Here is an 11,937-nt window from a genome sequence, read left to right on the forward strand (position 1 = left end):
CGCTCTGAGGCTGCTTCTGCATTGAAAAACCCGCAGCACCGGCGACGGTGCTGCGGGTTTTTTGTTGGTGATTGTTAATGCGTAGGGCGGGAAAGTGGCCGGTTCTATGGCCGCGCATCCCGCCTTCCGGGTAATGGCGGGATGCGCGATGAAGCCGCTTTCCCGCCCTACGGCTCTCTTTCAACTTTCTCCAGCAGCCATTTTCGGCTTGCCGGATGGTGACAAGGCCGAGGGAGGCCCGTTGAATTCGTCGACCAGCTGCCTCCTGTTCTTGATAGCTTGAGCCCTCACCGCTACGAGAGCCGAGCAATGACTGACACCCTGCATTTCTACACCAACCCCATGTCCCGCGGCCGCGTTGCGCGCTGGATGCTCGAAGAAGTGGGCGTGCCTTACGAGACCACCGTGCTCAGCTACGGCACGACGATGAAGGCGCCGGAGTATCTGGCGGTCAATCCGATGGGCAAGGTGCCGGCCATCGTTCACGGCGACGCGGTCATCACCGAATGTGCGGCGGTCTGTGCTTATCTGGCCGAGGCCTTTCCCGAGGCGAAGCTGGGGCCGACGCCGGAAGCGCGCGCCGACTATTACCGCTGGCTGTTCTTCGCCGCCGGGCCGCTGGAACAGGCGATCGTCAACAGGTCGCTCGGCGTCGCCGTATCCGCCGAGAAGCGCGGCATGGTCGGCTATGGTTGCTTTGAAGACGCGATGACAGCGCTGGAAGCTGCGGTGGCTGGCAAGACCTATGTCGCGGGCGACCGCTTCAGCGCCGCCGATGTCTATGTCGGCTCGCAGATCGGCTGGGGACTGATGTTCGGCTCGATCGAGAAGCGCCCGGCTTTCGAGGCCTACTGGAATGGCATCAAGGATCGTCCTGCCGCAGTACGGGCGAGGGCGATCGACGATGCCTTGATGCCGCCGCCAAGTGCCTAGGCGGTCGTTGCCTGCCGTGAAGTTTCAGTGCCCAGCGTCCCCATTGCCGGGTCGCTGAACGACGGCTCGCCGTTCTCGACCCTGCCGGCAAAGCGGCGCAGAAACGCTTGCTGGACGACGCGCTCGCCTTCGATCCGCACGCTGTAGTCGTACCAGCGGCCACTGTCTTGCAGATCAACCCGCAAGCGCTTCGTGCGTCCGGCCGCGACGGTGATGCGCCGCGGGCTCTTGTCGCGATAAGCCTGCGCCGTGATCACGAAAGTGCAGGCAGCTTGACCGGCATTGACGAGCTTGACGATCAACTCGCCACTGGCCGGATCATGCCGCAGCTGCACCTCTGGATTGACTGCCGGGTCCAGCAAGCCAAGGCGGCCGGCAAACTGCCGGTGAAAGCCGTTCGGGCCGAGCAACCACAGATCGTAGGCGCCGAGATCGCTCAGCCGCGGCGTCCAGAGATCATCGAGCGCCTTGCCGGCTTCCACCGTGTAGCGGCGCGGTAGTTCGTGCAGATGGCGCTGGTCGTAGACGTGAAATACCGCGCCCGTCTTACCGGTGTTGACGAAGTCCAGCCGCAGGCCGCGAGCGGTCACCGTGGCGTCGGCTGCCAGCTCGTAGGGCAGTGCGCGTGAGGGACGCAGCCCCAGCTGCTGGTGTGGCAGTCGGCCATCGCGGCCACGGGGGGCGGCGATCTGCGGCAACTGTTCCTGTGCCAGGCGCTGGGCGTCGGCTTCGCTGCGCGTGATTCGCGGCAAGCTCGGCAGCGCGCTGTCGTTCGGGGTCGCGAAGTTGAAGCATCGGGTCAGGTCGCCGCAGATGGCAAGGCGGCGCGAGCTGATGTTCGGCTCGGCGACACCGAAGCGCGCTTCGAGGAAGCGGATGATCGAGGTGTGATCGTAGGTTTCCGAGCAGACCCAGCCGCCGCGGCTCCACGGCGAGATCACCGTCATCGGCACTCTCGGGCCGGGGCCATAAGGCCAGTTCCGATCGACCAGGCTGCTGCCCTGATGACGATCGAGACGGTCGTCGACGGTCGAGGCACCGGCCGGCCGGCCATCGGCGGCGATCGAATGCGCGCTCGGCGGCGGCAGGTGATCGAAGAAGCCGTCGTTCTCGTCGAAGGTCAGCAGCAGCACGGTCTTGCTCCAGACCTCGGGGTCGGCGGTCAGCGAGTCGAGCACCGCCTGCGCGTACCAGCCGCCCTGCACCGGGCACGATGGGTCGGGATGCTCCGAGTAGGCTGCCGGGGCGACGATGTACGACACCTGCGGCAGACGGCCAGCCAGCACATCGTCACGCAGGCCATCGAGCGTGTTGTTGCCCAGGGTGCTGCTCAGGCCGCGGGTCACCAGCGGTGAGGACGGATCACGCTCGTGGGCGGCGCGGAACGTCGCGAAGCCTTCCAGCGAGTTGTCGGTGAAGTTGTCGGCCATGTCCTGATAGACCTTCCAGGACACGCCGGCGGCTTCGAGCCGCTCGGGGTAAGTGGTCCAGCGGAAGCCCTCGGCGCTGGGGCCGAGATCGTCGTTCTGGTTGTCGATGATCGGCCCGCCGCCGGTGCCGGACGGATCGTTCATGCCGGTGAACAGCATCAGGCGATTCGGATTGGTGCTGCTGTGAATCGCTGCGTGGTAGGCATCGCAGACGGTGAAGGCATCGGCCAGCGCGAACTGGAACGGCAGCTCGGCCTCGGTGTAATAGCCCATAGCCTGCGCGCGCTTGTAGACCGGCCAGTAGCCGTAGCGGCCATCGTTCCAGGCGTGGTGGGCGTCGTCCCAGTTGTGCGGGGTGCCGTCGACCCGCTGGGCGTTGCCGATCGCCGCATCGAGGTGGAACGGCAGGATGTCGGTCTGGCTCAGGTCCTGCTGATGCCAGATCGGCTTGCCCGAAGCCTGGGGGATGGTGAAGCGATCCGCGAAGCCACGGACGCCGGGCAGAGTGCCGAAGTAGTGATCGAAGCTGCGGTTTTCCTGCATCAGGATCACCACATGCTCGACGTCGCGGATGGTTCCCGTGCGGTTGTTGGCCGGAATCGCCAGCGCCTTGAGGATCGACGCCGGGACCAGCGCAGCGCCGGCTGCGGCGCCGGTCATGCGCAGGAACTGCCGGCGGTCGAGCGGCGCGCCGGATACGGTCGCCATAGTTTGCAAGCCCCATCAATCGCGATGGCTTGCAGGCTAGGGGCGGTTCGGGTCAGTGCCATGAAGTCTCGGTGACGATCTCGTGTCGGCAGACGCGTCCTATCCTAGCCCGACGGCAAAGGCATCGGCCACCGCCAGCACAGCCCGACTAGGTGACGGTTTCTCCCAGCGCTGCGGGTTTACCGACGGCAATCGTCAGCCTTGCCAGTCGCTCGATCTCGTCGAGCCCGCCGTCCAGGTAATCCATCAGCGATTCCACTTTCGGCAAGGTGCGGCGGCAGGCCAGCACGCCAAAGTCGAGCGCATCGGCGCGGCTGGAGGCGGTGATGTTCAGCGCCATGCCATCGGCAAGCACGGAGACCGGATACATGCCTTCGACGGCACAGCCCTGCCAGTACAGCGGCGAGCGCGGGCCGGGCACATTGGAGATCACCAGATTGAAGGCAAGCTTGCCGCGCTTCGGCGCGAACAGCATGTTGATCAGACCGGGTGCCAGCTGCGCCGCCGCGTAGCCGAGAATGGCGCCCGGCTTCATCGTCGCGAAGCGGCCCTTGCTGTGCTCGACCGAGGCGCGAATCACCCGCAGGCGTTCAGCCGGATCGGCCAGATGGGTGCCGAGATTGGCGAGCAGGAAGCTGATCTGGTTGCCGACATCGCTCTTGTCCCGGCGTGTCGACATCGGCACGCCGGCGATCAAAGGCTCTTTCGGCAGCGCATGCTGATCGAGCAGGTACTGGCGCAGCGCATGGCTGCACATCGCCAGCATCACATCGTTGACGGTGCAGCCCAGTGTCCGGCTCGCGGCCTTGATCCGCGTCAGCGGATAGCTGTGCGCGAGATAGCGGCGCGAGGCGCTGATCGGCTGGTTCAGGATCGTTGCCGGCGCGCTATTGCCGGAAATGGAGTCCGGATGGCCGTCGCGGCGCTCACGCATCGATTTGCGCAGCTCGTGATAGATCGCCGGCACATGCTCGAAGGCGCCGCCGAAGTGATTGGCAAGCTTGACCACGCCATCGACCGGCGCCGCCAGCAGGCTGCTCGGACGTTCGCGCCGGCCCTGCGGAGGCATGGCCCATGGTGGCGGCAGGATGGCAGTCGGATCGGTCGACATCGAACGCAAGGTCAGGCGGGTGCCGGCAATGCCGTCGGCGACCGCGTGGTGCACCTTCGAGTAGGTGGCGATCAGACCGCCCTCGATGCCTTCGATGATGTAGGTCCGCCACAGCGGATAGGCGCGATCGAGATGGCTGGCGTGCATGCGCGAGACCATCGCCATCAATTCCTTCATGCCGCCGGGGCGGGGCAGGGCGAGATGGATGACGTGCTGGTCGATGTCGAACTCGGGATCCTCGACCCAGAAGGCCTTGCCGAGCCGTCTTTCCAGCCGCTGGTTGAACGGCGGCAGCGGCGAAGCATAGGAACGCAGCCGCTCGACTAGCGTCTGCGCGAAGTCCGGCGGCGCATCGGCCGGCGGCCTCAGCAAGGTCAGGTAGGCAACGTGGAAAGGCTGGTTGCGACGCTCCAGATGGATGAAGCCCATGTCCAGCGTGCTGAGTCGTTTCATGGTGTCTCGCTCCCTGGCTTGCTTTTCGAATGCTGCAGCGTGGCGGCTGAGGATGACGGATCGGCGACAGGTTTGACGACATCATCGCAGCAGTGTCCGTGCCAGTCTGCTGCTGAGGTGGTCTGTGGCCCGATCAACAAACGTGGCATCGTTCCGGTTCCGCGCTCGCAATATTTCAGTCTGCCCATGGCCGAACCAATCAGCCCTCTTGAAGTTCCGACCACCACGCATCCGATCCGTTCGATCTGCGTGTTCTGCGGCTCGCGCCACGGCAGCAATCCGGCCTATGCCGAGGACGCCCGCGAACTCGGCCGCTTGATGGCCGAGCGCGGCATCCGTCTGGTCTATGGCGGCGGGCGGGTCGGGCTGATGGGCGAGGTGGCCGATGCGGTGATGGCCGCCGGTGGCGAGGTGATCGGGGTGATTCCGAGCCTGCTGATCGAGAAGGAGGTGGAGCATCGCGGCCTGACCCAGTTGCATGAAGTCGGCTCGATGCACGAGCGCAAGGCGATGATGGAGCAGCTGTCCGACGCTTTCATCGTGCTGCCTGGCGGCTACGGCACGCTCGATGAAGCTTGCGAAATCCTGACCTGGTCGCAGCTCGGCCTGCATCGCAAGCCGATCGGCGTGGTCAACACCGCCGGCTATTTCGATCTGCTGAATGCGTTTCTCGATCACGCGCTGAACGAGGATTTCGTTTCCGAACGCAGCCGCCGCCTGCTGGCCATGGAGGCCACGCCGGCGGCTGTGCTGGATGTGCTGCTGATGGGCTGATAGTCAGGCGCTGCCAGCAATGGGAAAACTTCCCGATCGGGAAGTTTTCCCATTGCTGCTCAGACAGCGCTGGCATCAGGCTGCTGATGTGTGAATTGGGTCCGAGCTGCGCCCTCAGAGCGCGGCCATACAGACAAGAGAGAAAGGAGAACCTCGTGATTCGCAGAATTTTGCTGCTGTCGCTGCTTGCGACCGCATGGCCCGTTGTTGCTCAGCAGCCCGCTGCAGCACCGCAAGAAGTGCCGGTGCAACTCGCGCCGGTGCGGGTGATCGGCGTGGCGCCGACCGACAACCAGGGCGTGCCGCTGGACCGCTATCCGGGCAATGCCCAGGCGGCGACGGCCGAGGACATCCAGAACGCGCAGGCACAAAGCTTGAGCGATTTCATGTCGCGCAAGCTTGGCAGCGTGTTCGTCTCCGATGCCCAGAACAATCCCTACCAGCCGGACCTGTTCTATCGCGGCTATTCGATTTCACCACTGCTTGGCCTGCCGCAGGGCCTCGCGCTTTACATCGACGGCATGCGGGTCAACGAAACCTTCGGTGATGTCGTCAACTGGGATCTGATTCCGGACGCGGCGATCCAGTCGCTGCAGCTGGTGCCCGGCTCGAACCCGGTGTTCGGCCAGAACACCCTGGCCGGCGCGCTGACCCTGCGCACCAAGAGTGGCTTTGATCTCAACGGTACCCGCATCGAACTCGGTGGCGGCTCGTTCGGCCGTTACGGCACCTCGGTGGAGCACGGCTGGTCGCAGGGTCATTACGCGACCTACATCGCCGGCGAGTACGACCGCGAAGACGGCTGGCGTGATTTCTCGCCGAGCCGCATCGGCCGCCTGTTCGCGAAGGGCAGCTATCTCGACGAGAAAAGCTCGGTGGATTTGAGCCTGACGCTGGCCGACAACCGCCTGACCGGCAACGGTGCCGCACCGCTCGCGCTGCTGGAACGCGAAGGCCGCGGCCGCATCTTCACCTATCCGGATCTCACCGAACCGCGTCTCGGCGCGATCAACCTGCAGGCCAGCCATCGCTACTCGAAGCATCTCGATGTCTCTGGCGGCCTCAGCTTCCGGCGCAACTATTCGAAGTCACTGAACGGCGACGGCACCGAATACGAGGCCTGCGCCGAGAACGGCCCGTTCCTGTGTGCCGAGGAAGCGGACGGCGAACAGGTGCTGACCACGCCGAACGGCAACCCGATCGTTGCCAGCGCAGCCAACGATTCGGCGACCATCAACACCTCGTCGACCGACCAGCAGGTCTATGCCTTTCGCAGTCAGGTGACGATCAGCGGCGACAACGCGCGCAATCGTCTGATCATCGGCGGCACCGCCGAACTGGGCCGCGCCCGTTTCGCATCACAGACCGAAGTCGGCGCCTTGACCGAAGACCGCGGCGCCGAAGGCAGCGGCGAGCAAGTGCTCGATTCTTTCGTCCGGCTGCGCACCCGCAAGTACGTCTACAGCGGCTTCCTGGTCGCCAACTACTCGCCGATCGAGCCGCTCGACATCACCGCTGCCGCAAGCCTGAATCAAACGCATATCGTGCTGCGTGATCTCGGCGAGGACGACGATCTCAACGGCAATCACCGCTTCACGCGTCTCAATCCCTCGATCGGCGCGACCTGGAAGTTCACGCCGGGGCTGACTGGCTTCGTCAACTACGCCGAATCGGCACGCGCGCCGACGCCGGTCGAGCTGACCTGCGCCGATCCGAACGATCCCTGCCGTTTGCCGAACGGCTTCGTCAGCGATCCGCCGCTGCATCAGGTGGTCACCCGCACTTACGAAACCGGCCTGCGCTGGAATTCGCCGAGCTACAGCGGTGCCATTGCGCTGTTCAACAGCGCCAACAAGAACGACATTCTGTTCATCACCGACGGCAACCTGACCACCGAAGGCTATTTCGACAACGTCGGCGAAACGCGCCGTCGCGGCATCGAGTTCGGCAGTAACTACCGGATCACCCAGGCGCTGAGCTTCAATCTGCAATACACCTATCTCGATGCGCAGTTCCTCGACGGCTTCCTGGTCAACTCGCCGAACCATCCGGTGCGCAATCCGGATGATCCGGAGGAATCGGCTGATTCCTCGCGGGTCGTCAATTCCGGCAATCGCATTCCGCTGGTGCCGCGCCATCTCGGCAAGGCCTCGTTTGAATATCGCGTGCCGATTTTCGGCGTCGGCTTCGAGGCGACCGGACGCAGCAGCTCGAACTACCGCGGTGACGAATCGAACACCGATCCGGACACCATTCCCGGCTTCGTGATCTTCGGCCTCTATGGCGACTACAAACCGCTGCCCTGGCTGACCGTGTTCGGCCGCGTGTCGAACCTGTTCGATCGCAAGTTCGCAACCTTCGGCGTCTACGGCGAAGCCGAAGAAACGCTTGGTGAGGACTATGAAGGCGAGTATCGCTTCATAGGCCCCGGCGCCCCGCGCGCGTTCTTCGGCGGTGTGCGGCTGCAGTTCTGACGGGTCTGATAGGTCGGGCCTCACCCGACGCTTTGTGCAGCCGCGCCGTCGCCCGAGGGGCGACCTACAAGGTCGGCTGCGTTGCTCTGGCCGCAGGCTTCTGAAACAGTGAGGCCCGTTTGCCAATGCTTCCCGCCCTGTGCTCCCTGCCGTCCTGCTGCTGATCGCTGCGCTGCGCATCACCCTGCTGCTGCGGCAGCGGGCGGTGCTGCGCACTCAGGATCAAGCCTATGCGATGGGCGTGGTGACGCAGCGCGTTGGTCAGCAGTTGTGGCAGCAGGGCTGGCCGTTGCTGCTACTTGGCCTGACGCCGCTCCTTGAGGGCGATGAACCGCTGCTGCTGTTCGCGCTGGTGATCGCCGGCTGGCTCTGGGAGCTGCCGCCGAAGGCTTACAAGCCATTCGGCCTCGATGCGAGCCATGGTATGAACCGGATAAGCGTCGCAGCCTTCATTCGCGAACAGGCGATCAAGCTCGCGCTGTTTGCCGCGCTCGCGTTGCCGGCAGCCTGGCTGGCGTTGGTTCTGATCGAACACAGCGACAAGCGGGCCTGGCTGGCGATCTGGGCGATCGGCTGGGGTGCCTGGGCCGGCTTGCGCTGGGTGCAGCCGCGCTGGATCGCGCCGCTGTTCGACAAGCTTGAACCGCTGCCAGCCGGCGAACTGCGCAGCCGGCTCGAAGGCCTGCTGACGCGCAGCGGTGTGCGTGATCAGCGCCTGTTCCTGCTGCGGGCGTCGGCTCGTTCTGCGCAAGCCAACGCGCAGGTCTCCGGCAGTGCGCGGGCGCCGCGCATCGTGCTCGGCGATACCTTGATCGGTTTGTTGGAGGCCGACGAGATCGAGTCCGTGGTCGCTCATGAACTCGGCCATATCCAGAGCGGCCATCTGCGCTTCCAGTTGCTGATGATCGGCGCGGCATCGTTGGCGATGGTCATGATCGCGGCGGCACTGACGGCAGGCATTGCCGAACCGGTCGCGAAGCTGGCGATCGCCTGGGCACTGCTGCCGTCCCTGTGGTTCTTCGCGCTGCCGCTGGCGAACTACTGGTATCGCCGCTTCGAGTTCGAGGCCGATGCCTCTGCAGCGAGCCATGCCAGCGGTGCGGCGCTGGCGAGTGCGCTGCGTACGCTGACCCGCAACAACCGCAATGCGCCGATCGCAGACCGCTGGTACGAACGCGTCTATCACACGCATCCGGCCACATCCGAACGCCTCGACCGTCTCGACCAAGCCGGCACATGAGCGCAGCGCTACGCATCGCCTTGCTGACCTTGTTGGCGTTGAGCGCGTTCGCGGCAAACTCGATTCTCGCGCGCGTCGCCTTGCGTGATGGCGCGATGGACCCGCTGGCATTCACTGCGCTGCGTATCGCTTCCGGTGCGCTGATGCTGGCGATTCTGCTGAAGCTTCGTCGTCGGCCTTTCACCGGCGACTGGCCGTCCGCCATTGCGCTGGTCGCTTATGCCGCAGCGTTCTCGGTGGCCTATCTGTCGATCCCCGCCGGCGCAGGCGCACTGCTGCTGTTCGGTGCGGTGCAGGTGACGATGATCGGCACCGGGCTGGCGCAAGGCGATCGGCCGCCGTGGCAGGAGTGGGGTGGGGTCCTGATCTCGTTCGGCGGTCTGCTGCTCTTCCTCTTGCCGGGGCTTGGTCGTCCACCGCTGGCGGGCAGCCTGCTGATGATCGCGGCCGGCATTGCTTGGGCGATCTACAGCCTGCGCGGCAGGCGCAAATCAGATCGGCCGAATGATCCGTTGGCGGCAACCGCCGGCAACTTCCTGCGCGGCCTGCCGCTGGCGGCGCTGCCCTGGCTGCTGTTCGGCGGCGCGCAGTGGAATCCGCTTGGCGTTGCCTGTGCGCTGGCTTCAGGCGCCCTGGCTTCGGGGCTCGGTTATGCCGTCTGGTACACGGTGCTGCCCCAACTCACGGCGTTGCGCGCGAGCCTCGTGCAACTGGCGGTGCCGGTGCTGGTGGCAGCGATCGGCATCGCTTTTCTCGGCGAGCCAGCCAGCCTGCGTCTGCTGGCCGGCGCGGCGCTGATTCTGGGCGGACTGGCGCTCGCGACCTTGTATCGCCCGCCTGCGCGCTGAGCCGAACTGCGTCATGCGCGTGACAGTCGCCCGTTTCCGCGATTCGCGCGCTGCGCCAAGCTGTTGAATGGCTTGAACAACTGCGATGGCATCGAACTTGCCGTCGGCGACGCGTTCTTCCCACAACAGTGAGCTGTCGACACCATGAGAATCGTGATGCTGGGCGCGCCGGGTTCCGGCAAGGGTACGCAGGGCGAAAAGCTGGCGCTGCATCACGGCATTGCCAAGACCTCGACCGGTGATGCGCTGCGCGCCGCGGTCAAGGCCGGCACGCCGCTGGGCCTGAAAGCCAAGGCGGCGATGGATGCCGGCCAACTGGTCGCCGATGAGCTGGTGATCGGCATTGCCCGCGAGCGTCTCGCCGCCCCCGATACGGCGAAGGGCTTCATCCTCGATGGCTTTCCGCGCAACGCCGCGCAGGCGAAGACGCTCGACGCGCTGCTCGCCGAACTTGGCCAGCCTGGCTTGAGCAAGGTCATCCATCTGCTGGTCGACGACGAGGAGATCGTTCGTCGCCTGGTCGCTCGCGGCGCGCTCGAAGGCCGCAGCGACGACAACGAAGCGACGGTGCGCAACCGCATCGCGGTCTACCAGTCCGAGACCCGGCCGCTGCTCGATTACTACCAGGCGCGCGGTCTGCTGGTGACCATTCCCGGTGTCGGCGACATCGACGCGATCTTCGCGCGAATGCTGGCGGCGACTGCGCCCGTGTTGCTCGAGGCTGCCGAGGCCTGAGGGCTTCGGCTAAGGTCGTCGCCAATCGGGCAGACCGGTAAAGTGCGCGTCCTGTCCGACCACGAGATGTCAGGCCTTGAAACTCGATCTGAGCACGCGCACCGCACTGGTCACCGGTGGTACTGGTGCGATCGGCCGCGCTGTCAGCGCAGCACTGGCGGCGGCTGGCGCGAAGGTCATTGCCGTCTGCCTGCCATCCGATCAGGCCTCGGCCGAGACCTTGCTGCCGGCCTGGCGCGAGCAGGGTCTGGCGATCACCATCACGGCGTTCGACGTGTCGAATGCCGAGGACACGGCAGCGGCATTGAGCGCGCTGACAGCGCAGGGCGCGGCGATCGACATCGTCGTCAACTGCGCCGGCATCACTCGCGATGCGCCGCTGCGCAAGATGAGCGCGCATCAATGGCAGCAGGTGCTGCGGGTCAATCTCGACAGCCTGTTCAACGTCACCCAGCCGCTGATCGAGGCGATGTGCCAGCGCGGCTGGGGGCGAGTGGTGAACATCTCGTCGGTCAATGGCCAGAAGGGCCAGTTCGGGCAGACCAATTATTCGGCGTCGAAAGCCGGCGTCCACGGCTTCACGATGGCGCTGGCGCAGGAAGTGGCGCGCAAGGGCGTGACCGTCAACACGGTGGCGCCGGGCTATATCGACAGCCCGATGATCGACGCCGTGCCGGAAGCGATCCGCAGCGAAATCCTCAAGGGCATTCCAGCCGCGCGCTACGGCAGCCCGGCCGATATTGCCGCCGCGGTCACCTTCCTGTGCTCGGGCGCGGCAAGCTACATCACCGGCGCGCAGTTGCCGGTCAATGGCGGCCTGTACATGAGTGCCTGAGCATGCGGCGCGGAACCATGTCCGGCCTTGCTTGTCAATCCTTCGAGGTTCACACAGCCAACAACAGCGAGACAGACTCTGGAGAGAGTGATGAGCGAAACCCTTAACGAAACCATTCCGGAAGTCGACACGGCCGAACTGAAAGCGATGATCGCTGACCATCGGCTGCCGCTGCTGGTCGAGTACATGGCCGATCACTGCGTCTGGTGCCAGCGTCTGGAACCGGTGCTGACCGCGACCATGGACAAGTTCAGCACCCGGGTGCAACTGGTGAAGATCGATGTCGATCTGCATCCCGATGCCAAACCGACCGACACGCCGCGCTCGATTCCGACCATTGCGCTGTACCGCAATGGCCGCTTGATCATGACCAAGAGCGGCATGATGCAGCCTCAG

10 protein-coding genes are annotated in these 11,937 nt (G+C 65.0%); 8 read left to right on the plus strand and 2 right to left on the minus strand.

Translation table 11 applies throughout. The annotated features are described in order from the left end of the window. Positions 1–309: 309 nt before the first annotated feature. The gene (locus Q0D45_RS15205; RefSeq protein ID WP_293394465.1) at positions 310–933 is read left to right on the plus strand and encodes a glutathione S-transferase family protein; all 624 of its coding nucleotides are present in this window, start codon (positions 310–312) and stop codon (positions 931–933) included. Here the strand turns inward: Q0D45_RS15205 and Q0D45_RS15210 are convergent. Together Q0D45_RS15210 and Q0D45_RS15215 are read right to left on the minus strand one after the other, a co-directional pair. Next, positions 930–3,071, minus strand: a complete 2,142-nt coding sequence (locus Q0D45_RS15210; RefSeq protein WP_293394467.1) for a phosphocholine-specific phospholipase C — start codon at positions 3,069–3,071, stop codon at positions 930–932. The two genes, Q0D45_RS15205 and Q0D45_RS15210, sit on opposite strands and share 4 nt — an antisense overlap. 148 nt (positions 3,072–3,219) lie before the next feature. Then, complete coding sequence (locus Q0D45_RS15215; RefSeq protein ID WP_293394470.1) at positions 3,220–4,635, minus strand: wax ester/triacylglycerol synthase family O-acyltransferase; 1,416 nt, start codon at positions 4,633–4,635, stop codon at positions 3,220–3,222. A 186-nt stretch (positions 4,636–4,821) separates the two neighbouring features. Between Q0D45_RS15215 and Q0D45_RS15220 the strand changes: the two genes are divergently transcribed. The 7 genes from Q0D45_RS15220 to Q0D45_RS15250 form a co-directional block, all read left to right on the plus strand. Continuing rightward, on the plus strand, positions 4,822–5,409 hold the full coding sequence (locus Q0D45_RS15220; RefSeq protein WP_293394473.1) for a TIGR00730 family Rossman fold protein: 588 nt from the start codon (positions 4,822–4,824) through the stop codon (positions 5,407–5,409). Positions 5,410–5,564: 155 nt separating this feature from the next. Then, positions 5,565–7,883 (plus strand): TonB-dependent receptor, encoded by a 2,319-nt coding sequence (locus Q0D45_RS15225; protein ID WP_293394476.1) that lies wholly within the window; start codon positions 5,565–5,567, stop codon positions 7,881–7,883. A 139-nt stretch (positions 7,884–8,022) separates the two neighbouring features. Further along, entirely contained in the window at positions 8,023–9,123 is a 1,101-nt protein-coding gene (locus Q0D45_RS15230; protein ID WP_293394479.1) for a M48 family metalloprotease, read from the plus strand. Continuing rightward, on the plus strand, positions 9,120–9,971 hold the full coding sequence (locus Q0D45_RS15235) for a DMT family transporter (RefSeq protein WP_293394482.1): 852 nt from the start codon (positions 9,120–9,122) through the stop codon (positions 9,969–9,971). The genes Q0D45_RS15230 and Q0D45_RS15235 overlap by 4 nt, the downstream gene beginning before the upstream one ends. Positions 9,972–10,115: 144 nt before the next feature. Further along, positions 10,116–10,706 carry an adenylate kinase gene (locus Q0D45_RS15240; protein ID WP_293394485.1) on the plus strand — a complete coding sequence of 197 codons (591 nt, stop codon included), beginning with the start codon at positions 10,116–10,118 and terminating at the stop codon, positions 10,704–10,706. A 76-nt stretch (positions 10,707–10,782) separates the two neighbouring features. Then, positions 10,783–11,541, plus strand: a complete 759-nt coding sequence (phbB, locus tag Q0D45_RS15245; protein WP_293394488.1) for an acetoacetyl-CoA reductase — start codon at positions 10,783–10,785, stop codon at positions 11,539–11,541. A gap of 90 nt (positions 11,542–11,631) precedes the next feature. Continuing rightward, positions 11,632–11,937: thioredoxin domain-containing protein (locus Q0D45_RS15250; RefSeq protein WP_293394491.1), on the plus strand; the 306-nt coding region annotated here is incomplete at its 3' end.

Source organism: Nevskia sp. (assembly GCF_023266035.1).
GTDB lineage: Bacteria > Pseudomonadota > Gammaproteobacteria > Nevskiales > Nevskiaceae > Nevskia.